This window comes from Brumimicrobium mesophilum, assembly GCF_003025005.1.
GTDB lineage: Bacteria > Bacteroidota > Bacteroidia > Flavobacteriales_D > Crocinitomicaceae > Brumimicrobium > Brumimicrobium mesophilum.
On record NZ_PVSS01000012.1, the window covers coordinates 50,389 to 73,941 of the forward strand.

Here is a 23,553-nt window from a genome sequence, read left to right on the forward strand (position 1 = left end):
TTTAGTACTTTTAGGTAGCTCAGTTTTTATATGTGGTATTGGATAATCAAATAGTTTATGAACGGTTTCAGGATTACCTAATATGCTTAACTGACATTAAGTTGTACTGATGATTCATTTTTTTCAAAATTTCAATTTTGAATTTAGACTGATTACTACTTAGAATGAAGTAGTCATAATTCATTTAAATGCCTATCATCTTCATTATCCCTAAAGTTTTTCGGAATGGTCATATTTATTTAATATGTTTTTTTACAGGAAAAATAAATTCTGATGAGTAGTCGTTTGTCCATTGTTACTAGTGGCTTACAAATTTTAGTCATAGATGGACTATATTTTTATAGGTTCGGACTTTGGTCTTGGTAAATAACATGGCGCTCCTTTGGAGCTAGTCAATCTATTTAGGGGTAAAGTTACCGTTTGGCATTTTTATTTATTAACTTAATAAGTAAATTTGAAAAACAAGATTTATCTTGATCTCTTGTTAATCATCAGTTTTAAGATATTAAATGGGAAGTGCTTTTGTTTTTGGAAGGTTCAAAGCACAATTTATGAAGTATTGAATCAAATTATACTTAGTACCTGAATTTGAGTTTGAAGGATTTAGAAATTTGTTCAAATAGGGTAGGACAGCACTACGCTTTTTTTACATCCTCCTCGTAGCATTCAAATGCTATTTTGGCACTGTTAAGCGCTAAAGGAATTCCTCCTCCTGGATGCACAGTCACTCCTGTAAAATAGAGACCAGCGATTTTTTTGCTGAAGTTTGGGTGACGATAAAATGCTGCGTATTTATTATTAGAAGCATTACCATAAATAGAACCTTTTGCTGCTGAATAGGTTTTTTCTAAATAGACGGGATCAATCACGAATTCTTCTTCAATTAATGACTTAATATCCCTATTTAAAAGTTTACTTAATTTTTTTAATGAATCCTCTTTGCATTGTTGTATTAGTTTTTCCCAGTCTTGGTTTTCAATGTTGGGAGTGTTAATCATCACAAACCAGTTCTCTTTGCCTTCTGGAGCATCTTCTTTCTTCATTTTAGAAGTAATGTGAAGATAAATGGATGGATCGTTATTCAGTGTTTTGGACTCAAAAATATGTCTGAATTCGTCCTTGTAATTTGAAGCAAAAAACATGTTGTGAACATCTAACTCTGGAAATGTGCCATTAATTCCCCAGTAAAATACGATTGTTGACGAAGACAGCTCTTGATTTAAAGTTTTCTTAGGTTTAGGAATTTCATTTGAAAGTAACCTGTCATAAGTGTAGCTCACATCCATGTTAGAAACCACAACATCAAAAACCTCTGTTCTTTGATCGGTTTTTATTGCTCTAACTTTATTGTTTTGAGTTTCAATGGATAGAACCCTTTCGTTGAAACGAAAAACAGCACCTTGGTCTTTTGCTAAATCATATAAGCAAAGTGGGATTTGTACCATCCCATTTTTAGGTAAAAATATACCGTCATTCAATTCTAAATGTTGAATCATGTTCAACATCGCAGGAGATTTAAAAGGACTAGAGCCGTTATATGTAGCGTAACGATTAAATAATTGGATTGTCTTCTCATTTTTGAATGTAGAAAGGTTTTCTTCATTCATTGTAGAGTTTAATCTGTACTTTGGGAGTCTTGCCAGGGCTTTGAATAATTTGGCGTTAATCAGGTGCTTAAATCGATGTAATGACTTTTCGATAAATAAAGGAGCGATGTGGTTGTAATTTTCACCAGCTTTTTTCAAATACTTTCTTACAACTTCTCTGTCTTCACCCAATTCTTGTTCAAAAACATCCAACATTTTTTCCTGATTAGCAGGTAAAGAAAATCGGGTGTGATCATTAAAAAAATAATTGAAGGTGGTGTCTAATTTATTGTATTCAAATTCAGCAAAGTCTTTTCCACATAATTTATACAAATCTTTTATGTATTGTGGAGCAGTTAAAACTGATGGGCCCATATCCCAGCGAAATTCTCCCAAGGAAAGAGTGTTAATCTTTCCTCCGGGATGAGAATTTGCTTCGAATACTGTTACTTGGTGTCCAGCGTTCGCAAATCGAATTGCACTAGCTAGGCCACCAACACCAGCTCCAATTATTGCAACTTTTGCCACTTTGGAAAATTATTTACCGTGACATTGCTTGAATTTCTTACCACTTCCACAAGGGCATGGATCATTTCTACCTACAGTTTTTTCAGCAACAACTGGTTGTTGTTTTGGCGCACTTTGACGTTGAGAATTGGCCATTGCTTGATCGTAACCTTGACTTCCTTCAAACTTCTGTTGATTTCCGCTAGTCTGTGGTTGTTTGTTCTCATTCACTTGCGCTTGAGCATAATTGTCATTTTGCTTTGCTGCATTGTTTTGAACAGATGCCGGTGCTTGTTGAACTGGAATAGCTCCTTTTACCAAGAACTCTACGGTATCTTGATTCAAACGGTCAATCATGTCTTTAAAAAGATTGAAAGATTCCAATTTGTATACCAATAATGGATCTTTTTGCTCATGGCGTGCCTGTTGAACAGATTGTTTCAAATCATCCATTTCACGAAGGTGCTCTTTCCATTCATTGTCAATTAAACCTAAAACTATAGCCTTTTCAAATTGACGAATGATAGAGTTACCTTCAGTATCAAATGCATCTTTAATAGTTGTTGAAACTTCAATTCCTCTATTGCCATCAGTAATTGGAACACGCATGTGTCGCATCCAATTTTCTTCATTTTCGTAATGTGGTTTCACATTTTCGAAAACCAATTGAGCTATCTTTTTGTTTTTTGCATCATAACGGTCCAATGCAGCATTGTAAACTGCGTTGATAGTATCCGTTTGATTTTGACTATTGAATTGTTCAGGTGTAATTGGAGATTGGATTCCCACAACACGTAATAATTCTAATTCGAAATCTTTGAAGTCATCTTTTCCATTGTACTTGCTTACTATAAATTCAATAGTGTCATAGTACATATTGGCAATATCTAAATCTAAACGATCTCCATAAAGTGCATTTTTACGTTTTCTGTACACTGCTTTACGCTGTGCATTCATTACGTCATCATATTCTAATAAATGCTTACGGTTACCGAAGTTGTTTTCCTCTACTTTTTTCTGTGCACGCTCGATAGATTTAGAAATCATTCTGTGTTGAATAACTTCACCTTCTTTCAAGCCCATACGGTCCATTAATTTAGCAATACGTTCAGAACCGAACTTACGCATCAAATCATCTTCTAAAGAAACAAAGAATTGAGAAGATCCTGGATCACCTTGACGACCGGCACGACCACGTAATTGTCTATCAACTCGACGAGAATCATGACGTTCAGTACCTACAATTGCCAAACCACCCGCTTTTTTCACCTCATCGCGCAATTTAATGTCGGTACCACGACCAGCCATATTCGTTGCAATTGTTACCGTTCCAGTAGTACCGGCTTCGGCAACAATTTCAGATTCTTTTTGGTGTTGTTTCGCGTTCAAGACATTGTGTTTAATGCCTTTCATTTGTAACATTCGACTCAATAATTCAGAGATCTCAACTGTAGTTGTACCAACAAGAACTGGACGTCCATCAGCAACTAACCTCTCAACCTCAGTAATAACTGCTTGGTATTTTTCACGACCAGTTTTATAAACCATGTCCTCTAAATCCTTACGGGCTAGCGGTCTATTCGTAGGGATAACTACAACATCTAATTCGTATATATCCCAAAATTCTTTTGCTTCAGTTTCTGCTGTACCTGTCATTCCTGACAATTTGTGGTACATTCTAAAATAATTTTGTAGAGAAACACTTGCGTAAGTTTGCGTTGCCGCTTCAACTTTTACATTCTCTTTAGCTTCAATTGCTTGGTGAAGTCCATCAGAATAACGACGACCTTCCATGATACGACCGGTTGATTCATCAACAATTTTCACTTTATCATCAGCAATTACATACTCAACTTCTTTTTCAAATAAAGTATAAGCCTTTAAAAGTTGATTGATACTGTGGATACGTTCAGATTTTACAGAATAATCACGAATTAATTCGTTTTTCTTCTCTGCTAATACATCTTCAGCCAAATCTTCATTGTCAAGTTTTGCTAATTCTGTTCCGATATCTGGCATGATGTAAAAGTTAGGATCATTTTGTCCAGACATTAAATCAATTCCTTTATCAGTAAGGTCGATGGTGTTATTTTTTTCATCAATCACGAAAAATAATTCGTTATCGATAAATGGCATTTGCTTATTTTGCTCAGCCATGTAAAAATTCTCAGTCTTTTGAAGGTGTGCTTTTACACCAGGTTCAGAAAGGAATTTTATTAATGCTTTATTTTTTGGAAGTCCACGGAATGCACGCAGTAGTTTTTGTCCACCTTCATCCAGTAACCTTCTTTGTTCTTTCTTATCTTCACTTGGCTGATTTATAGCCGCTAAATCCTTTTTAGCCTCTGCAAGGACTTTATTAATATAAGCTCTTTGAGCACTAACAACTTTTTCGATTAATGGTTTTAATGCTACATATTCTTGTTGGTCTCCTTTTGGAGTGGGTCCAGAAATAATCAAAGGAGTTCTTGCATCATCAATTAATACTGAATCGACCTCATCAATAATTGCATAATGGTGTTTTCTTTGAACCAAACTTTCTATGTCACTTGACATGTTGTCACGTAAATAGTCAAAACCAAATTCATTATTCGTTCCAAATGTAATATCCGATTTGTAAGCTTCTCTTCTTGATTCTGAGTTTGGCTTGTGTTTGTCGATACAATCTACGGATAAACCGTGGAATTGATAAAGTGGTCCCATCCATTCACTATCTCGACGAGATAGGTAGTCGTTCACTGTTACAAGATGAACACCTTTCCCCGCTAATGCATTTAAATAAACGGGTAAAGTAGCGACTAAAGTTTTCCCTTCACCCGTTTGCATCTCTGCAATATTTCCACCATGAAGAACTGCACCACCCATGATTTGCACATCGTAATGAACCATGTTCCATTCAACATCTGTTCCTGCTGCAGTCCATTTGTTTTTCCAAATCGCTTTATCGCCATCAATTACTAAACCGTCATGCTTTTTAGCCATTTCGCGGTCATAGTCGGTAGCCGTAACGATTATTTCTTTGTTTTCTGCCCAACGTCTTGAAGTTTCTTTGATTGTTGCAAATGCATCTGGCATCAAATCTTTTAAGATCTCTTCAATTTTTGTATCAACTTCTTCAGTAAGTTTGTCTATTTTCTCAAAAATATTCTCCTTATCCAAAACTGCTGTTTCGGTATTGTTGGCTTGGTCTTCAAGTGATTGGATTTCTTTTTCAATCTCCGCCGTTCCTTCTTTTATTTTGTCTTGGAATGATTTGGTTCTTGCCCTTAATTCATCATCACTGATGTTTTGTATTGAGTTAAAAATCTCATTTACTTTATCAATTGTTGGCTGAAAGGTTTTACGGTCTGTAACCGATTTGTCACCAAGTAATTTTTTTAATAGTCCTCCTATCATTTTATATGCTATTATTTAGACCTCAAAAATAAGCTAATTACTTTTAATTGGGGTGTAGTATTTTTTAATATGTTAGTCATAACATAAATTATTCCATGAGTGAATAACTGACAATATGACGTTAGGTTAAATAAAAAACCCAGACAAAAATGTCTGGGTTTAATGAATCAATAAGGTTTAGTATTCATCTTCATTGAAGAAGAAGTCCTCTTTCGAAGGATAATCTGGCCAAATATCTTCGATATTTTCATAAATTTCTCCTTCATCCTCTATACCTTGTAAATTTTCAACCACTTCTAATGGTGCACCGTTACGGATAGCAAAGTCAATTAACTCGTCTTTGGCTGCTGGCCATGGTGCATCTTCTAAGTAGGAAGCTAATTCTAATGTCCAATACATATTATGTTGTTTTTTATAATGTTAATTCTATATACATCTGAATCGATGCGCAAAAGTAATTTTAATTTTTGAAAATCCAAATAGTATTTTAACTTTCACAGATTAAAAGTCTATTAACTCCTTAAACTCTTGGTTTCCATTGGATTTCTTCAATTTTTAAATCGTTGGCAACTTTTCTTGAAAGTACAAACAAGTAATCACTCAATCTGTTCAAATATTTCACAGCTATTTTAAATTGATCGCTATTGTCTTCCAATCCAACGGTCAATCTTTCCGCTCTTCTGCACACACATCTAGCAATATGGCAATGAGAAAGAATAGGTTTTCCTCCTGGAAGAACAAAGTGGCGCATTTCTGGCAAGTCTTCATTCATTTTATCAATTGATTCTTCAAGGAATTCAATATCTCCTTCATAAATCAATGGTAGTTTCATTTTTGTTCCATTAGGCTGGGTTGCCAATAAAGAGCCGATAGTAAATAAACGATCTTGTATTTCTATAAGTTGATCAAATTGGTTTTTTGGCATTTCTTCATGATCTCTCAGTAATCCTATCCACGAATTTAGTTCATCAACGGTTCCATAGCTATCAATTCTAATGTCGTTTTTAGAAACTCGTTTTCCACCAATTAATGATGTTTTTCCTTCGTCTCCTGTTTTGGTATATACTTTCATCTATATTGTTTTTTGTCTTTTTATTTTCGAAAAATGAATATAATTAAAATCTTTTCCAATCACCAATTGTATTAGCACAATTAAAGTGAAAATATTGAGCAGGAACGGTTTGCTAACCTTCCATACTACAACTCTTTGCATGGAATTCTAAAAATAAAAAAGCCCAAACAATCTGTTTGGGCTTTAAAGTTATTTAGAAAGGTGAGAAGTCTATGCTCCCAAAACACCTCTTGATATAACGATTTTCTGAATTTCAGAAGTTCCTTCATAGATTTGAGTGATTTTTGCATCACGCATTAATCTTTCGACGTGGTATTCTTTAACGAATCCATATCCACCATGAATTTGAACTGCTTCTACAGTTTGTTCCATCGCTACAGATGAAGCGTATAGTTTTGCCATCGCTCCAGATTGGTCATAGTTAAGACCATTATCTTTTTCCCATGCCGCTTTATGAACCATCAATCTAGCAGTTTCAACAGCTGTAGCCATATCTGCAATTTTGAATGCAATGGCTTGGTGTTTGTGAATTTCTTTACCGAATGCTTTACGTTCTTTCGAATAAGCAACCGCTAAATCCATTCCTCCAGCAGCGATACCTAATGCTTGAGCAGCGATACCGATTCTTCCTCCTGAAAGTGTTTTCATTGCGAATTTGAATCCGAATCCATCTTCTCCAATTCTGTTTTCTTTAGGAACTTTTACGTCAGTGAACAATAATGTATGTGTATCACTTCCACGAATTCCTAACTTGTCTTCTTTAGCTCCAACTTCGAAACCTTCCATTCCTCGTTCAATGATGAATGCATTGATTCCTTTGTGACCTTTTTCAGCATCAGTTTGAGCAATTACGATGTAAGTAGAAGCTGTAGATCCGTTTGTGATCCAGTTTTTTGTTCCATTTAAAAGGTAGTGGTCTCCTTTATCAATTGCTGTTGTGCGTTGAGATGTTGCATCAGAACCTGCTTCTGGCTCAGAAAGGCAGAATGCTCCAATTTTCTCACCTGAAGCAAGAGGAACTAAATATTTTTGTTTTTGTTCTTCGTTACCAAAAGTCTCAAGTCCCCAACAAACTAATGAGTTATTTACAGACATACAAACAGATACAGAAGCGTCAACTTTAGAGATTTCCTCCATCGCTAAAACATAAGAAATGGTGTCCATTCCACCACCACCGTACTTAGGGTCAACCATCATCCCCATGAATCCAAGTTCACCAAGTTGCTTGATTTCCTCTTTAGGGAAGCGTTGCTCGTTATCTCTTGCAATAACTCCTTCTTTTAATACGTTTTGTGCAAAGTCCCTTGCTGCATCACGCACTGCTAATTGTTCTTCTGATAATTCGAAATTCATACCTGTTCTTTATATTAATATTGATTTTAAAGCTTGCAATTATTGAAATTTTGAAGTCTTTAGATCAATGATTTCTAAATTTATATACTTAATATTGAAGTCGCAAAATTAGCTTAATTATTCAAATTTCACACTATAAAGTTTAATAGAAATGAAAAGTTTTCGTGTAATTGGGTTGATGTCAGGAACTTCTTTAGATGGGTTGGATGTGGCAGATGTTACATTTGAATTGTTAGATACGGAAGAATGGAAATTTAAATTAAATCATGCTTCAATTTTTTCTTATGATAAAGTTTTGCTCTCTAAATTGAAATCGGCTGTGGAGACTCCTTCTTATGAATTAATTAAATTAAGTATCGATTTAGGTAGATTTTATGCTGATAAAGTCAACGATTTTCTATTGGAATTCAATATTAATAAATCAGAAATTGATTTTATTGCGAGCCATGGACAAACAATATTTCATCAACCTAAAATAGGTTATACGCTTCAAATTGGTAATGGTCCTGAGTTGGCTGTTCATACTAATTTGCCCACAGTTGTAGATTTTCGGTCTAAAGATGTTGCGTTGGGTGGTAATGGAGCACCTTTAATTCCAGTTGCTGATCATTTACTTTTCAATAGTTACGCTGATACTTTTTTAAATCTTGGAGGATTCAGTAATTTCTCTTTCATGAAAAGTGGTCAAGTTTTCTCCTATGATATTTGCCCGGTAAATATAGTGGTCAATGAGTTAATGGGGGAGTTAGGCAAGGAGTATGATGAGCATGGTGATTTTGGAAAGGGAGGCAGTGTTCACAAGGGCTTACTAGATAGTTTGAATGCATTATCCTTTTATAATGAAGAAGGTCCGAAATCTTTGGGGTGGGAATGGGTAGTAGATCAGATTCATCCCTTATTGAAAATTGAACTTTCATTGAAAGATAAGATTAGAACTTTGTATGAGCATATAGGAATTCAGATTGGAGATGCGATAAATAGTTCGAATTCTAAATCTACTTTAGTAACTGGTGGAGGTACTAAGAATAAATTTTTAATTGAAAGAATTCAATATTATACTCAAGGAAAAATCATTGTTCCAGATGAAAATATAATTGATTTTAAGGAAGCAATAGGTTTTGCATTTCTAGGCCTTTTGAAATGGCAAGGTAAAATCAATGTCTGGTCGTCTGTAACAGGTTCAAACCGAGATTCTTCTTCTGGGATTGTTATTCGACCATGAATAAATTAATAAGGAGTGAAGTTTTAACTAAAATTGTTTTTATTTTTGCCGTCAGGAAATTCTAACTCAAGTATAAAAGGATTAAGAATGAAATTAAGTATTCATAAATTCAGGTTGACAAACTTTACTCTTTTTTGATTTTTAAAATACTAAGATAGTCAATAGAAAACATTGCCTAATTGGTGAATTTTGCAATGTGATTTTTAACATTACATTAATATTTTTTTAAAAAACAAACCCTTTTTATTAAAGCAATTTAAAAGATTTTTAAAAAGGTAAACACTATTTATTATGGAATTATTTATTGTTTTTGTCTTCATTTTAGGTTATCTCGGAATAACGTTAGAGCACAGCTTAAAAGTGGATAAGTTGGTACCTTCTTTATTAATGATGGCATTTGCATGGGCGGGTGTTTCTCTAGGTTTGGATGATTTTACAATGTGGTTCGATTCTGCGGGACACCAACTTTTGGATATTACCGGGATGGGTAATGATGAAAGAATGCACTTGATGGAAGAAACACTACTTCATCATTTTGGAAAAACATCTGAGATCTTAATTTTCTTGATTGGTGCAATGACTATTGTTGAAATTATTGACCATTTTCATGGATTTTCGGCAATAAAAGGTTTCATTAAAACCAACAAAAAACGAACACTTTTGTGGATAGTCGCTTTTTTAGCTTTCGTTCTTTCCGCGATTATTGATAATTTAACTGCTACCATAGTACTGATTACCATTCTCCGTAAACTTTTAAGTAATTCAGAAGACCGTATTTGGTTTGCAGGACTTATTGTTATTTGTGCGAATGCCGGAGGAGCTTGGTCTCCAATTGGTGATGTTACCACGACAATGTTGTGGATGGGTAATAAAGTTACTGCATTAAAATTGATGGAGTTTTTATTAATTCCTTCATTGATCTGTATGATAATTCCAACACTCATTGCTAGTTTTATGAAGCCATTTCAGGGGAACTTTGAACTGCCAGAAGAAGACGGAGTAACCAATTCAAAAGCTTCGATGATGCTTTATTTGGGGTTAGCTATGATTGTTTTCGTTCCGATTTTTAAAACAATTTTTCATCTTCCACCATACGTTGGAATGATGCTATCGCTTGGAGTTGTTGCTTTGTTTGCGGAAACAATCAGTGTAAGACAATTCAAAATGACGTATGTTGGAAATGTTAATAATGGTAAAAATTCTGATAAAATTGCTGAAAAGCCGGCTGAACATCACGAAAGTCCTACCTTTAGGGCGTTAACTAAGATAGAAATGCCATCGATACTCTTCTTTTTGGGTATTTTGATGACAGTTGCAGCTTTGGAGTCCTTAGGTTTAGTGTTTAACTTCGGGCAGTCAGTTCAAAACAGTATGCATGATGATGTGTTTGTGATGTTGCTTGGTGCTGGTTCTGCCGTAATAGACAATGTACCATTAGTAGCAGCAAGTATGGGGATGTTTAATGCGCCAATTGATGATCACATTTGGCAGTTTATTGCTTATTCAGCAGGAACTGGCGGTTCTATGTTGATTATTGGTTCTGCTGCAGGTGTAGTTGCTATGGGAATGGAAAAAATTTCGTTCTTTTGGTATTTGAAAAATATCTCTTGGTTGGCATTGATAGGTTATTTAGGGGGGGCAGGATTTTATTTATTAGAAAGAGCGTTGTAACAAAATTTAATTTAATTCGTTATTGAAACTATGAAAGGTTCATTTTTACTACAGGTTGTTCAAGACTCTACAGGAGTAGGGGCTGAGGAAGGATACAAAGAAGTTGCTATTTGGGAAGCAGTTGCAGATGCTGGAAGCAGTATTATGGGATTGGTTATCCTTGTGTCGTTGGCGTTAATGTCGATTTATGCGGTTTACGTTTTTGTAGAGCGTTTATTAGCTTTAAAAAGAGCTTCAAAGAAAAATCCAAATTTTTTATCTGAGGTTAAAAGATATCTTTCAGATGGGAAAATTGATGATGCGAAAAACTTATGTGCTCGTACAGATTCTCCTTCAGCTAGAATGTTGGAAAAAGGAATAGACAGATTGGGTAAGCCAGTTGATATTGTTTCTTCAACAATTGATAATACAGGAAAGTTAGAAATTTCAAGACTTGAACAACGTTTAAGTTTTTTAGCAACAGCAGCAGGAGCAGCTCCAATGATCGGTTTCCTTGGTACAACAATTGGGATGGTTCAGGTATTTAATGATATGAAAAATCTTGATTCATTAGATTTAGGAACAATTGCTCCAGGTATTATGACAGCAATGATTACAACTGTCGCTGGTTTAATTGTGGGGATTATTGCATTTATGGGTTACAACTATTTGGTAACACAAATTTCTAAGGTTGTTTACCGAATGGAAAATGACGCAATGGAGTTCATGGATATTCTCCATAAACCTTCAAAGTAATAAATTGAATTATGGGATTTGGTACACAAAATAAAATAAAAATTGAAGGCGGTATGGCCTCCATGACCGATTTGGTATTCTTATTGCTTGTATTCTTTATTATAATGAGTACAATGTCAGAGAAAAACACACCAGTTGAGTTGCCACAGCCTTCTGAAACCATGGATACTTCTATGGAAAATACCACTACAACAGTGGTAATTACTGAAGATGATTTGTATCAAATAATGCTGAGTGATGCAAGCGAGTCAACAAATCCTTATGGGGTGAAAACTGATGGAGTTAGTTATGAAGAAATACGTGAGTTTTTAATTTTAGAAGTTGAAAAAACACCAGAAATGAAAGTAAAGATTGCTGGAGCAAGAAAAGCAAGTTATGAAGCTGTTTTCCAAATTCTAGCATTATCTAAAACGAAAGGGTGGAAGCCAGTATTGGCTTATGATTAATAATTGAATGAATAGTTATGTCACAAGTACCTATAGTAAGAGAATCGGATAATCGTAATGGAATTATCGCTGCCATAGCGTTTCTAGCCGTTACGCTATTCCTACTTTTCTTTATTAAGTACAGTGAACCTGATCCCCCAAAGGTAACGGTTTCCATTCCGATCGTAATGGAAGACAATGGAATATCAAACTTTGAAGTGAATAATGGTGGAGGCGGATCGCCAAGTCCAACAACAAATCCTGATCCTGCTCCAGTAGAACAACCGAAAGAACAGCCAACTCAGGAGAAATCACCAGTAACGACACCAACAGGAAGCGGATCATCAAAAACTCCAGCAACAAAACCAAGCGAGCCTGAAAAACCTTCTAGTCCATTCTCTGGAAATGGTTCTGGTGGTTCTGGTACAAGCGGAACGGGAACAGGTTTTGGATCGGATGATGGTCCTGGAAGTGGTGATGGAGATCCAGGGACTGGAATGGCGGGAGACCGTGTTCGTATCTCAAATATCACTTCTAAACCTAAAACTCCGAATGATGAAGTTTGTAGAATTGCGTTAAAATTAACAGTTGATTCTCAAGGAAAAGTAATGAGAGCTGATGTTATTCGTAACCAAACAACCGCTACTAATCAACGGTTGATTGACGAGGTTATTGGTTTTGCTAAGCGCGAAGTTCGATACAAAGAAAAGCCTGGCGCTAGAGATGAGATAGCATTTTATACCGTTACTGTTCAACCAGGATAATCATGAAATCTTCCGTTTACAATGAAAAAGTTGATTGGTTATTCAATCAATTTCCGGTTTTTCAAAAAGTTGGAGCTTCGGCCTATAAACCAACATTAGATAATACTTTATCATTAATTCAATTTTTTGGTGTGCCCATTGATGATATGAAATTTGTTCATGTCGCAGGAACAAATGGAAAAGGAACAACTTGTTCTGTAATTGCAAGTGGTCTAACTTCAGCAGGAAAGAACGTAGGATTGTTTACTTCACCGCATATTAAAGATTTCCGAGAAAGAATTCGTGTAAATGGTCAAATGATTTCCGAAAGTAAGGTTGTTGATTACATCAATCGCATACAAAATACAGATTTCGATTTTTCACCATCATTTTTTGAAATGACATGGGTTATGGCTTTGGCGTATTTCTATGAGCAAGAATGTGATATTGTTGTTGTAGAGACTGGTTTAGGAGGTCGTTTGGATGCTACGAATGTAATTAAACCAGAATTATCCGTAATAACGAATATAGGACTAGACCATGTTGCAATTCTTGGGGATACGAGAGAAAAGATAGCTTTTGAAAAAGCGGGAATCATAAAAGAAAGAGTTCCTGTAATTATTGGTGAAAGTGATGATGAGATATCACATGTTTTTATTGAAGCCGCTGATGTGAAAATGGCGCCAATTATTTTTCTACCTGAGCATTTAGGAGAAAATACTTTTGAAGTGAATAAAAGATTAGCATTCAAAGCTATTGATTTTCTATTGGAGGCCAATACAAATTTGGAAGGAATAAAATCATTAGCGATTTCTAGTTTATATGAGAATACAGGTTTGTATGGAAGAAATCAGGTATACAGTAAACATCCTCTGATTATTTTAGATGCTGCTCACAATCCAATGGGTATACAAAGATTTATTCTTGATGTTCAAAAAAGATACAGTGATAAAAATGTCCGTGTTTTATATGGAGCATCAAATGACAAAGATTTATTTGAAATCGCCAATTTGTTTCCTGATACTTGGGAATATTACATTACAGAATTTAAAAGTCAAAGGACGATGAGAATTCAATATTTTAAAACCAATGAGAAATTAAATCAATTAAATGTGACATATTTTTCTGATGCCAAGAAAGCATTTTCTGATGCTAAAGTTGTTGATAATGAAAATGGTATGTTGATTGTGTTTGGTAGCTTTTTTCTTTTAGAAGAAATTATTTAATTATTTTTTAATAAAAACTGCTCAGATTTGAATTTTGTACTTATATTTGCACCCGCAACGAGATTTAACGAAATCTCATTATTGAAATAAAAAGGGCCCTTAGCTCAGTTGGTTTAGAGCACCTGCCTTACAAGCAGGGGGTCACTGGTTCGAATCCAGTAGGGCCCACTTAGAAAATCTGTTTTATAGATTTTAATTTAAGTTTACTTAAAACCCTTATTATTTTAATAGTTGCATTTGTTGAGAGGTTTCCAATACCTCATTAAAATAAATTGGGCCCTTAGCTCAGTTGGTTTAGAGCACCTGCCTTACAAGCAGGGGGTCACTGGTTCGAATCCAGTAGGGCCCACAAAAAAAGCTTCACAGAAATGTGAAGCTTTTTGTTTTTTAGCTCATTTAGTTTAGCGCATCCCTCTCCAACTTTTAAGACTGATCCTAAAGAAGTCTGATTGAAGTTTTTTAACTTATCAGCTAAAATTCTTATTCAACTGTATTTGTTTTGCATTTATCTCTATATTCGTTCTATGGCTAAAGCAGAATATTCCGTTTATGTTGTTGAGTTGGCGAAACGAGTTTTTACTGACAATGCGAAATTTAGAAATGCAAATCCTCAATATAATGGAACCATGCAATGTGTTTATGTAGGAATGACTAGTAAATCACCGGCAGAACGATTTGAACAACATAAAACGGGTTATGTAAACAATAAAGGCTATAAATTATCAGCGAGCATAGTTCAGAAGTATGGAAAATATTTACGGCCTAGTTTATATAACCACTTAAACCCAATGAAAACACAGGCTGAAGCCTTAAAAATGGAGAAGCAATTAGCTTTGGAGCTGCGTCGTCAAAAATATGCTGTTTGGTTCAATTGATTCTATTAAGGCAATGGTTTAAATTTGACTTTGCATCGTTGAAAAAACAGTACTCCTAATTGTCCAATAATGAAAGTCCATTTTCATCAGTAGTTAAAACGTCGGTCATGTAATCAAAGTATGGACGAATTGCTTTGAATGCGGTATTTATTTCCTCAATAAAATTCGGTGATAATACTTCTTCATCTGAAAAATACTTGGTAAAAACGAATTGTTTCTTTCGAATTAAATCAATGTTTTCGTGATCTTTTTTGAATCCTTTTGGAGCTGTTTTTAATTCCTCACCTTCTAATTCTCCCCATATTTTTTTGAAAGACTTTTCTTCTATTATTTCTCTCAATTCTGAAGCGTCGAGCTCAAGTTCTTTTCGAATTCTTAATAAATCTTCTTTTTCGGGAGCCCAAAACCCTACGGCAATAAATGAACCTTCCGGGGCGATATGTAAATAGTAACTTCCTCTTAAATTTGGTTTTATTCGGATAAAGTTTCCTCCAAAATGTGTTTTGTATGGATCCTTGTTTTTTGAAAAACGGACATCTCTGTAAATGCGGAAAATTTTTAATTTTTCAATGTTGTCATACTCCTGTATTCTATGTAGCAATTCATTATAAAATTCTTTTATTTCTGCTTCAACGGCTTTGAATTCTTTCTTATGTTCGTTGAACCAATCTCTATCATTGTTTTTAGCTAATTTTTGTAGAAAAGTAAATGCTTTTTGAGGAATTGTAACTGCCATAATTGAATTTATTTAAGCTAAATATATAAAGTTTATTCTCAACTGACGAAAGAAAGGTTGATAATTAAATCACACCGATTTCCTTGGAATGTTTAATGGCTTCTGAGCTACCTTTAAAATAACAAGTCGCAACGTTAAGTTTGTTTATACTTTCCATGGTGGATTGAATATTGCTTTTTTTATTGTTTCCTATTTGACGAATGTATATGGCCTTTATTTTATTTTGATACTTCCTACAAATACGCTCATAAATAAATGCGTCATGTTGAGAGTCGTCACCTAAAAGGATATATTCGATGTTAGGGTAGAAGGAAATGAGATCATCAATTTTATGAAACTTGTGGTCGTGACTTCCTCTTCCGGTTTTAAAAAAATCAAGGATACCTGTTTTTATCTTTTTTAGTAAGATTACTGCCTTGGGTAACTTATGAAGTTGGGTGAACTCAATAATAAAATCATATAAGTTGTATTCGCTGCTGGAAACGTAGAAAAATGAATTGAAAGCAGTTTCTTTGGTTTGTCCATACCGACTTAAGGCTTGATAATGTGGTGTGACATCAATAAATGCTTTTCGCTTGTTTACATTTTTAAAAAGCATGATGTACAATTTTTTAAAGAAACTCTTACTGTGTGAAACTAAAAAAGTATCATCAATATCGGAGATAATACCAAATTTACTATCGTAAGGTTTAAGCACTTCACCTTTTCCGATGATGCCAAATTCTCCAATTTTACAAACGACTTCGAACTCATGCCAACCACTCTCTAATTTTGTATGAAAAGGAATTTCGAATTTGAAAAAGCCATCATTTTCTGTTTTAGATTTGATTTCGATGCCTTTAAACCTTAGGGTGACTTCTTGGTTTTTTAAAGGTTTAATTCTAAACATGTGTATGACTGAAAACGCATGATAAATTCCTCTTCTGTCTAGTTTGTATTTGTCAGGTGCCCAAGATTTGAAAACATGGCCAAATACCACTAACTTTTCATCATTTAAATATCCTCTATATAGTTTTAGATCTAGTTTTGTCATTTAATTATTCTTCGCTTTTAGTGTTCTGCCTATAATTTTATTTGTTTTAAGAACAATTTAGCATTATTTAATATTCTTATTCAATGCAAAAGCTTCATTACTGCCTTTAAATTATCTAAATTTATTCGATCTAAAAGAATAATGATGAAAGAAATTAATCATGTCCTATTTGTAGTTAATCCCATTGCAGGAAATGACAATAAAGAGGTGTTAATTGATTTGGTGCAGACTGAATTGAGAAATCAAAATATAGAACTAACTGTTTATACGACCACGGGTGATGGAGACGGGCACCAAATTAAAGATTTAGTCAAAAAACATAAGTTTGACCGCGTATTTATTGCTGGTGGCGATGGTACAATAAAAATCACTACCGAAGCAATATTAGGGAAGAACTTGCCGATTGCGATTTTTACTGCTGGTTCTGCTAATGGTTTTGCAAAGAATTTTGATCTTCCCTCAACTTATGAAGAGCAATTAAAGGTCGCATTGAGTGATTTCGTGTTTAAAATGGATTTAGTAAAGATTAATGATCACATCAGTTTGCATTTAGCTGATTTTGGGGTAAACGCTGAATTGATTCAAAATTATGATAAAGCTGAATGGAGAGGTAAGGTGAGTTATTTGATGCAATCTGTACCAACACTTATGAAAAGTGGTCATCCTTTTGAGTTTGATATTTCTACTGATGGGAAGTCTTTTTCCATAGAAGCTTCTGTGCTTTCGATTGCTAATTGTCAGAAGTATGGGACGGGTGCCTGCATAAATCCAACGGGATTGATGGATGATGGAAAGTTTGAAATTATCGCTTTTAAGAGTTTGAATTTGATTGAAATTGTAAAAACTTTTACCAATCAAGTTGAATTAAATCCTGAATTCGCGGAGACACATTCTGTTTCAGGAGCAACGATTACGTGTAAAGACCCTGTGCCATTCCAAATTGATGGAGAGTATTTGGGGGAACTAACAAAAATTGAAATTTCTATTTTAAAGAAAGGTTTAGAGTTATTTGTTCCTGAGAGTTTTAAAGCCAATACTTAGTAATTTCAATACGTGAATTGTATGAATATAAAGTCCTGTAAATTTTAATTTACAGGACTTTTGTGTTGATGCGCTTTATAGCTTCACTACTTTCTCAATGTTTTTTTGATCGTTCAATTCGTATTTTAGGAGATAAATTCCGCTTTCTTTAGGTAAAGGAATCCAAGTAGAGCCGTTTATTTTTTCCGACGAAATTAAAAACCCCGTGGTATTGTAAATTTCAACTTCAAAATCTTTGTAGTTTTGGTTCAAAGAAATGTAAACTCCGTTTCTTGTTGGGTTAGGATAAATTTTTATTCTTTCATCACCTTCACAACTAGAGGTTATAGTTTTTAGCGTATTCGTTTTACCGTCAAAATCTTTTTGTGATAATCTATAGTAAGAGGTTCCAGGTTGATAAGCAAAATCTATAAATTCGTAATTTGTAGAAGTTGATTTCGTTCCTTGGCCTTCTATTGTTTTAATAATTTCAAAATTTAATCCATCTGGTGATTTTTCTAGAATAAAGTAGTTGTTATTGTTTTCTGAAGCAGTAATCCAGTTGACTTCAGTTTTTCTATTGTTGCAGTTGGCATAAAAATCTGTTAGTTCCACAGGTAGTGGTGTTGAAGGGCTAGTAGATCCAATTGTCATGAAGCCTCCTGATCCCACGTGATTATTTGCTGTTAGACCCGCAATTGTAACTGTGTTGTTGGCATATGAAATGCTAAGACCTGAACCATCACCATTATAGAATTGAGTTGTTCCTCCGTTTGAGAAATTTCCATCATCATCAATTAAAAGTTGTATGTCATTTGGGTTTATGCTTGAAAGGTTGGTGCTTGCCGAAAGGACAATGTCCACGTTGAATGAGTTTGTTAGATTGGTGGTTTTAACCTTCCAATTTCTTTCAAGAATAGAGGTAAGTAATGAACCGGATTGGATTCCTGAGTTTGAATTATTTGTAGCGCAAGATTTCCCTTGATTTGCACTGACTACAACAAAGGAGTTGTCATTGGCGATTGTTGCAGAGTTCGCGATGTTTGTAGCAGCAATATTGTTAAAGTAAAGTCGAAGACTATCATCTTGTGAGTGAGATTGTTTTTGCAATAATGCAGAGTTGTCGTCTCTACCAATTCCGATGACATCTCTGGAAAAGTTTGCGTCTCCAGTCCAGATTTCCGTACCATTTGAAGAATGGTAATCTACTGATGGTGGAAGTGTAACTCCGTATTTTATAGCGAGGTAGGAATCAACCCTATTTCGTTCTTCAGAGGTTATTCTTTTATTGAAGGTGATTACTTCTCCTATATGCCCTTGGAATTGGCTTCTGAATGGTATTTCACCAATTCCAAATGCTGTATTATGAGAGCCAAGAATACTAAGAATGTCTAAGACAGAATTGACAAGTGGTCCTGCATTTAATAATTGAGGAGTGAGTCCATTTGTGCTTGCTCCATTTTGAGCTGTTGTTAAATTTAAACCTTGGAAAAGGTTGACTTCACCTAAAATGCTTATTGCCGCATCTGCATAAATGTATTGTGATAATTGAATACTTGGTGTACTATTGACTGTGTTAGGCCATTGTATAGAGGAAAAACCTCCCAGCAAGCCTAATAGTCCGCTTGATTCAAAATATGTATTGTTCATACTGTGATTAAAAGATTCTGAGCCGTTTGGAACGAGACCTAAAAGATAGTTGTCAAGAGTATATCCACAAATTCCTTTATTGGTGAGTGCAGTGGAACTGGCTATAGAAATCAAGGTTCCTTCTCCATTCGTTCCGAAAACTTCAGATGCACCTGAAACATCTGATATGAATCCTCCGCCATTATCAAAAGAAAAAGAAGGATTGTAGTTCCAATTGTTATGAGAGGTGTGATACACTATATCTGTGGTAGTTGGTTCTAGTCCGAGTTGGGGGATGCTTGTAAATGGGAGGCTATTGTTTGAGTTGCTCCAGGTGTTATTAGGGAATGTATAGTCATCCACTTTGAACCAATTTTTGAGTCCTGTTACTCCTCCAGGAGAAGCTTGGGAAAAAGTAAAAGTAGTTTTATTTAATAAAAACAATAATAGGAGTAGTCCAATGGAAGTAAGTCGATTTTTCATAATAAGTAGAGTTTAATTGTCATAAATATAACAAAAAATCATTTTTATTTATATTATTAGGATAATTTATTTTTTATTACATAGTTGTTAAATAAATTTTTTGCATAGAATTCTTGTTTATTGTTCACGAAATCGTTTTTTAAGAAGCTCAAGTTTTTGAACTTAATTGATGATTTTTTATTTAATTCCAAGAATGAGCAAAATAAAAATGCTTCGTTTTATGAGTCCAATAAAGCAAAATCTAATAATTCATTAAATTTCGTTTATAGGTACTTCAACTCTTGAGTGTTTCCATATAAAATTCAGATATTTGCATTTCAAAAAAATATAACCATGAAATATACTCGACTTCCATTGCAAGATTTGCAAGACCTTGAAAAAGAATTTATTGATTTTTTAGCAATTAACGGTATTCCTGCTGATGATTGGGAGAGAATGAAAAAGAATGATTTGGATAAAGTAGAAGGAATTATAGATCAATTTAGCGATGTTGTTTGGGAAGGATTATTGAGGAAAACAGAAATGGTTGAACTCAGGAGAAAAGACACATTAACAGTTTGTAGAGTTGAAGAAGGTGATTTAACGACATTGGTGGTTAAGGCAGCAAATGAAAATATTGACTTGACCAAGTCGGAGGATATTGAAAAAGTTTTATCAGATATAGATCATATTGAAATTAATGTTCGAAAGGATGAAATTACAAAGCCTGCAACAGAACAGTTATTTGAGTTGATTCAGGTTGGATTCTATGTTTCTAAAAATCCAAAATATATTGATATAATTAAAAGCAGTTCTAAGTAAACTTAATGCATAAAAAAATGCCTGCTTCCCCTAAGAAACAGGCATTAAACTAACCACTACTAAAAGTTATGATTATTTTTTTATAAACTGACTGCTAAATAGTTTTTGCCCATCAATGATATTTAAATAATATATTCCATTATTTAAGTTTTCTACTTCAATTTTATTGTTGTTTAATTTTCCAGATTTAACAATTTCTCCGTTTAAATTTATTATTGTGTAATCTAAATTTTCAAAATTTTCTACTGTAATTAAAGATGTAGTTGGATTTGGATAAACAGAGATGTTTTCCAATTCTAAATTGTCAACTGAAGCGGTACCCGGGATTAAAACTTTGTCAATTGCATGAACAACACCGTTGTCTGCATTCACGTCGGCTAAAGTTACCGTGGCGTCATTAATCATCACTCCTGTCGATATGTCAACCAGGATGTCGGCGCCGTTAACTGTAGTTACCAACCCATTGGTTAGATCGGTTGAAAGAACCTTCATTCCTAAAACATGATATAATAGAATATCAGATAAACTAGAGCTAGCTAATAAATCGGCAGCTGTGATTCCAGCATTGGTCAAATAAGTTGTAAATGCTGCATCGGTAGGTGCGAAAACAGTGAATTCTGCGAAAGGATTGGATAGAGTAGGTACTAATTCAGCGGCAATAACGGCTTGCGTAAGTATCATGAAATTGTTATCTATTGCAATGTCAACAACGGTTTCATTAGTGAGTAGTACTGCATCTACTGAATGTACTACACCATTAGTAGCTGTTAAGTCTGCAGCTAAAACCTGACCTTGATTAACAAAAACATCGGAAGCTGAAGTAACAGTCAATTTGAGTGTGTTAGCAGTGTTTAAAGGAGTAACAATGTCGCCATTTGTAATTGCAGAAGATGCTACAGAATTAGATAAAACATGGTAAGTTAATATGTCAGATAAATCAGGGCTAGCAAGTAAGTCTGCTGAAGTTATTCCTAGTTCCGATAATAATAAACCGAAAGCATCGTTATCTGGAGCGAAAACAGTGAAATCTCCCATGGGGTCATTTAAAGTTGCGTCTAGACCGGCTGCGTCGATTGCCGCTGTTAAAGTGGTGTGGTCTGGGCTTCCAGAAATAACGCCATAAACTGTTTGTCCAAATGCAGAAACTGCCATCAGACTTAATGCAAGTGTAAAACTTACTTTTTTAATTGAGTTGAGTAATTTTGTTTTCATGACTATTTGTTTTTTGATTCCTCTTTATAACATTTTGTTTAACTATATGTTTAAAAGATTAAACAAAATAAATGACATTTGTCGTATTTGTGACAAAAAAAAGGTAGGTTTAAATTTTTAACCTGATTAAGATGATGTAACGACCAACTTGTGGAGTCGTTTTAAGAAATAGGACTTGATTATTTATCCTCTGTTAGGTAGAATGAAGTTCAATTGAAGTTTGAAAGGGGTAGATTTTATCTTCAATTATTTTATCAATTTATTTCATTGAATAGATTAATGAATTTTAATCTAGGCAGTTACAAGGGTTGTCAAATTTGATCGTCGCATTAGGAAAAGCTAAAGTCCATTTTTCTACAAAGGATGTAGCGAAAGTGGTTCCTCGTAAATCAATGTATTTTAATTGTTGAAGTTCAGCAAATGCGTCTGAAATAGAAGTAAAACGATTGTCCCAAACATCTAAATATAGAAGTTGCTTTAGATTTTTGATACCGGTCGGTATATTTCCTATTTTGTTTCTGCTGATGTCTAAATAAATAAGATTTGATAAATGGAATATCTGAGGAGGGAAGATGGTGAAATCGTTTTTATCGATATATAAAAATTCAAGATGATTAAAAGTAGTGAAATAGTCTGGTAACTCTTCCAATTTGTTTTTAGTAAGTTTTAGTCCACGAAGATTTTTAAATTGCTTTAAATCTTGCGGAAGAGTTGTAAGTTTATTCTTGCTTAGATCTATTGCATAAATTGTATCAGAAAAAGCAGTTTTAGCTTCTGTTAATGAATAATAATTTAATTGGTCTTTAGGGATTTGACTACAAACAGAATTACCAATTATAATCAACAATCCAATTGCGAAGGCATACTTCATCTTTTTTCATTTCTTTAATTAGTTCATCTAAACTTTCAAACTTCTTTTCGTCCCGAATGTTTTTCAATAGTTTTAAGCACAAATTTTCTCCGTATAAATCTCCTTCGAAATCCAACAAATATGCTTCTATAGTAATTCTTCCCGAGTCATCTACGGTTGGTCTTTCGCCAATATTCACTAATCCGAAAAAATCAGAACCATTTTCTCGAATGACGCGAGTAGCATAAATGCCATTTTTTGGAATTAATTTTATATTGCTTTCAACTTCAATATTGGCTGTTGGAAAACCTAATTTAGTTCCTAGTTTCTTTCCGTGAACTACGATTCCATTGATTTCAAATTCTTCACCCAAATAGGTGTTAGCCAAACTTACATCGCCTTGCTTAAGTGCTTCTCGAATTTTGGTGGAACTCACATTTACGTCATCAATGTCTTTGGCTCCTATTTCGATTACTTCAAAGTCATAAACTGGAGCTAATTCTTTTAATAGATCGATACTTCCTTCTCTATTTTTTCCAAATTGATGATCGTAGCCAATGACAATTGTTTTTATGTTGAGTTTATTCACTAAGTAATCTCGTACAAATTCAATAGCTGTTAATCGAGAGAAATCCTGAGTAAAAGGATGGACAATAATGTTTTTTAATCCGATACGTTCCAACTTATTCAGTTTTTCGGTTTGAGTTTGAATGAGTTTTAGACCATGAGAATCTGGAAATAGTACCATTCGCGGATGCGGGTAGAAGGTGAAAAGTACAGACTCACCACCGATTTTATTTGCTACTTCGTTGAGTTGCTTAATAATTTTTTGATGACCAATGTGAACTCCGTCAAATGTTCCAATTGTTAGAACAGGGTGTGGAATTTTGGACATTGCATTAAATCCTTTGAAAACCTTCACTTATTTTGTACTTTTCTTCAAAGATAAAGAAATCATATATGCATCAACATTTATTT

At 34.2% G+C, this 23,553-nt stretch carries 20 protein-coding genes and 2 tRNA genes; 11 read left to right on the forward strand and 11 right to left on the reverse strand.

Annotated features, from left to right (window positions below; all coding sequences use genetic code 11):
• Positions 1–635: 635 nt before the first annotated feature.
• From crtD to C6368_RS12825, 5 genes are all read right to left on the reverse strand, one after another.
• Positions 636–2,114: a 1-hydroxycarotenoid 3,4-desaturase CrtD gene (crtD, locus tag C6368_RS12805; protein ID WP_107039618.1), complete on the reverse strand. Its 1,479-nt coding sequence runs from the start codon at positions 2,112–2,114 to the stop codon at positions 636–638.
• Positions 2,115–2,123: 9 nt separating this feature from the next.
• Complete coding sequence (gene secA, locus C6368_RS12810) at positions 2,124–5,489, reverse strand: preprotein translocase subunit SecA (protein ID WP_107039619.1); 3,366 nt, start codon at positions 5,487–5,489, stop codon at positions 2,124–2,126.
• A 177-nt stretch (positions 5,490–5,666) separates the two neighbouring features.
• A complete protein-coding gene (locus C6368_RS12815; RefSeq protein WP_107039620.1) occupies positions 5,667–5,888 on the reverse strand; it encodes a DUF2795 domain-containing protein in 222 nt (73 codons plus the stop codon).
• Positions 5,889–6,009: 121 nt separating this feature from the next.
• Complete coding sequence (locus tag C6368_RS12820) at positions 6,010–6,561, reverse strand: cob(I)yrinic acid a,c-diamide adenosyltransferase (protein ID WP_107039621.1); 552 nt, start codon at positions 6,559–6,561, stop codon at positions 6,010–6,012.
• A 210-nt stretch (positions 6,562–6,771) separates the two neighbouring features.
• Entirely contained in the window at positions 6,772–7,914 is a 1,143-nt protein-coding gene (locus tag C6368_RS12825; RefSeq protein WP_107039622.1) for an acyl-CoA dehydrogenase, read from the reverse strand.
• A 151-nt stretch (positions 7,915–8,065) separates the two neighbouring features.
• Between C6368_RS12825 and C6368_RS12830 the strand changes: the two genes are divergently transcribed.
• The 9 genes from C6368_RS12830 to C6368_RS12870 all read left to right on the forward strand — a co-directional run bounded on the left by C6368_RS12830 (position 8,066) and on the right by C6368_RS12870 (position 14,811).
• Positions 8,066–9,136, forward strand: a complete 1,071-nt coding sequence (locus tag C6368_RS12830) for an anhydro-N-acetylmuramic acid kinase (RefSeq protein WP_107039623.1) — start codon at positions 8,066–8,068, stop codon at positions 9,134–9,136.
• A 291-nt stretch (positions 9,137–9,427) separates the two neighbouring features.
• Positions 9,428–10,807: a sodium:proton antiporter NhaD gene (gene nhaD, locus C6368_RS12835; RefSeq protein ID WP_107039624.1), complete on the forward strand. Its 1,380-nt coding sequence runs from the start codon at positions 9,428–9,430 to the stop codon at positions 10,805–10,807.
• Positions 10,808–10,837: 30 nt separating this feature from the next.
• Positions 10,838–11,542, forward strand: coding sequence for a MotA/TolQ/ExbB proton channel family protein (locus C6368_RS12840; protein ID WP_107039625.1), 705 nt, complete (start codon positions 10,838–10,840; stop codon positions 11,540–11,542).
• An 11-nt stretch (positions 11,543–11,553) separates the two neighbouring features.
• On the forward strand, positions 11,554–11,988 hold the full coding sequence (locus C6368_RS12845; protein ID WP_107039626.1) for an ExbD/TolR family protein: 435 nt from the start codon (positions 11,554–11,556) through the stop codon (positions 11,986–11,988).
• A gap of 17 nt (positions 11,989–12,005) precedes the next feature.
• Positions 12,006–12,731 (forward strand): hypothetical protein, encoded by a 726-nt coding sequence (locus tag C6368_RS12850; RefSeq protein ID WP_107039627.1) that lies wholly within the window; start codon positions 12,006–12,008, stop codon positions 12,729–12,731.
• Positions 12,732–12,733: 2 nt separating this feature from the next.
• Positions 12,734–13,936: a bifunctional folylpolyglutamate synthase/dihydrofolate synthase gene (locus tag C6368_RS12855; protein WP_107039628.1), complete on the forward strand. Its 1,203-nt coding sequence runs from the start codon at positions 12,734–12,736 to the stop codon at positions 13,934–13,936.
• Between the two features lie 93 nt (positions 13,937–14,029).
• Positions 14,030–14,104, forward strand: a tRNA-Val gene (locus C6368_RS12860).
• 106 nt (positions 14,105–14,210) lie between these two features.
• Positions 14,211–14,285 (forward strand) — tRNA-Val (locus C6368_RS12865).
• Between the two features lie 175 nt (positions 14,286–14,460).
• Positions 14,461–14,811 (forward strand): ribose-5-phosphate isomerase, encoded by a 351-nt coding sequence (locus C6368_RS12870; protein ID WP_107039629.1) that lies wholly within the window; start codon positions 14,461–14,463, stop codon positions 14,809–14,811.
• A gap of 55 nt (positions 14,812–14,866) precedes the next feature.
• On the opposite strand, the gene C6368_RS12875 is transcribed toward C6368_RS12870, so the two are convergent.
• Positions 14,867–15,547, reverse strand: coding sequence for a DUF2461 domain-containing protein (locus C6368_RS12875; RefSeq protein WP_107039630.1), 681 nt, complete (start codon positions 15,545–15,547; stop codon positions 14,867–14,869).
• Positions 15,548–15,611: 64 nt separating this feature from the next.
• Positions 15,612–16,580, reverse strand: coding sequence for an App1 family protein (locus tag C6368_RS12880; protein WP_107039631.1), 969 nt, complete (start codon positions 16,578–16,580; stop codon positions 15,612–15,614).
• A 141-nt stretch (positions 16,581–16,721) separates the two neighbouring features.
• Between C6368_RS12880 and C6368_RS12885 the strand changes: the two genes are divergently transcribed.
• Complete coding sequence (locus C6368_RS12885; RefSeq protein ID WP_107039632.1) at positions 16,722–17,621, forward strand: diacylglycerol/lipid kinase family protein; 900 nt, start codon at positions 16,722–16,724, stop codon at positions 17,619–17,621.
• 75 nt (positions 17,622–17,696) lie between these two features.
• On the opposite strand, the gene C6368_RS12890 is transcribed toward C6368_RS12885, so the two are convergent.
• Positions 17,697–19,712, reverse strand: coding sequence for a T9SS type A sorting domain-containing protein (locus C6368_RS12890; RefSeq protein ID WP_107039633.1), 2,016 nt, complete (start codon positions 19,710–19,712; stop codon positions 17,697–17,699).
• A gap of 333 nt (positions 19,713–20,045) precedes the next feature.
• On the opposite strand from C6368_RS12890, the gene C6368_RS12895 reads away from it, so the two are divergent.
• Positions 20,046–20,513 carry a DUF6495 family protein gene (locus C6368_RS12895; protein WP_107039634.1) on the forward strand — a complete coding sequence of 156 codons (468 nt, stop codon included), beginning with the start codon at positions 20,046–20,048 and terminating at the stop codon, positions 20,511–20,513.
• A 72-nt stretch (positions 20,514–20,585) separates the two neighbouring features.
• On the opposite strand, the gene C6368_RS12900 is transcribed toward C6368_RS12895, so the two are convergent.
• The 3 genes from C6368_RS12900 to C6368_RS12910 form a co-directional block, all read right to left on the reverse strand.
• Entirely contained in the window at positions 20,586–21,725 is a 1,140-nt protein-coding gene (locus C6368_RS12900; RefSeq protein WP_107039635.1) for a fasciclin domain-containing protein, read from the reverse strand.
• 286 nt (positions 21,726–22,011) lie between these two features.
• Positions 22,012–22,596 carry a leucine-rich repeat domain-containing protein gene (locus C6368_RS12905; RefSeq protein WP_107039636.1) on the reverse strand — a complete coding sequence of 195 codons (585 nt, stop codon included), beginning with the start codon at positions 22,594–22,596 and terminating at the stop codon, positions 22,012–22,014.
• Positions 22,553–23,497 (reverse strand): bifunctional riboflavin kinase/FAD synthetase, encoded by a 945-nt coding sequence (locus C6368_RS12910; protein ID WP_234369138.1) that lies wholly within the window; start codon positions 23,495–23,497, stop codon positions 22,553–22,555. Before C6368_RS12910 ends, C6368_RS12905 begins: the two co-directional genes overlap by 44 nt.
• Positions 23,498–23,553 lie beyond the last annotated feature (56 nt).

Bases quoted from the DNA above. Each gene is read 5' to 3' on its own strand.
- C6368_RS12845 (WP_107039626.1), top strand. From the start codon at position 11,554: ATGGGATTTGGTACACAAAATAAAATAAAAATTGAAGGCGGTATGGCC.
- C6368_RS12895 (WP_107039634.1), top strand. From the start codon at position 20,046: ATGAAATATACTCGACTTCCATTGCAAGATTTGCAAGACCTTGAAAAA.
- C6368_RS12825 (WP_107039622.1), bottom strand. From the start codon at position 7,914: ATGAATTTCGAATTATCAGAAGAACAATTAGCAGTGCGTGATGCAGCA.
- C6368_RS12885 (WP_107039632.1), top strand. From the start codon at position 16,722: ATGATGAAAGAAATTAATCATGTCCTATTTGTAGTTAATCCCATTGCA.
- C6368_RS12815 (WP_107039620.1), bottom strand. From the start codon at position 5,888: ATGTATTGGACATTAGAATTAGCTTCCTACTTAGAAGATGCACCATGG.
- C6368_RS12880 (WP_107039631.1), bottom strand. From the start codon at position 16,580: ATGACAAAACTAGATCTAAAACTATATAGAGGATATTTAAATGATGAA.
- C6368_RS12820 (WP_107039621.1), bottom strand. From the start codon at position 6,561: ATGAAAGTATATACCAAAACAGGAGACGAAGGAAAAACATCATTAATT.
- C6368_RS12900 (WP_107039635.1), bottom strand. From the start codon at position 21,725: ATGAAAACAAAATTACTCAACTCAATTAAAAAAGTAAGTTTTACACTT.
- C6368_RS12905 (WP_107039636.1), bottom strand. From the start codon at position 22,596: ATGAAGTATGCCTTCGCAATTGGATTGTTGATTATAATTGGTAATTCT.
- secA (WP_107039619.1), bottom strand. From the start codon at position 5,489: ATGATAGGAGGACTATTAAAAAAATTACTTGGTGACAAATCGGTTACA.
- nhaD (WP_107039624.1), top strand. From the start codon at position 9,428: ATGGAATTATTTATTGTTTTTGTCTTCATTTTAGGTTATCTCGGAATA.
- C6368_RS12830 (WP_107039623.1), top strand. From the start codon at position 8,066: ATGAAAAGTTTTCGTGTAATTGGGTTGATGTCAGGAACTTCTTTAGAT.
- C6368_RS12890 (WP_107039633.1), bottom strand. From the start codon at position 19,712: ATGAAAAATCGACTTACTTCCATTGGACTACTCCTATTATTGTTTTTA.
- C6368_RS12875 (WP_107039630.1), bottom strand. From the start codon at position 15,547: ATGGCAGTTACAATTCCTCAAAAAGCATTTACTTTTCTACAAAAATTA.
- C6368_RS12850 (WP_107039627.1), top strand. From the start codon at position 12,006: ATGTCACAAGTACCTATAGTAAGAGAATCGGATAATCGTAATGGAATT.
- C6368_RS12870 (WP_107039629.1), top strand. From the start codon at position 14,461: ATGGCTAAAGCAGAATATTCCGTTTATGTTGTTGAGTTGGCGAAACGA.
- C6368_RS12855 (WP_107039628.1), top strand. From the start codon at position 12,734: ATGAAATCTTCCGTTTACAATGAAAAAGTTGATTGGTTATTCAATCAA.
- C6368_RS12840 (WP_107039625.1), top strand. From the start codon at position 10,838: ATGAAAGGTTCATTTTTACTACAGGTTGTTCAAGACTCTACAGGAGTA.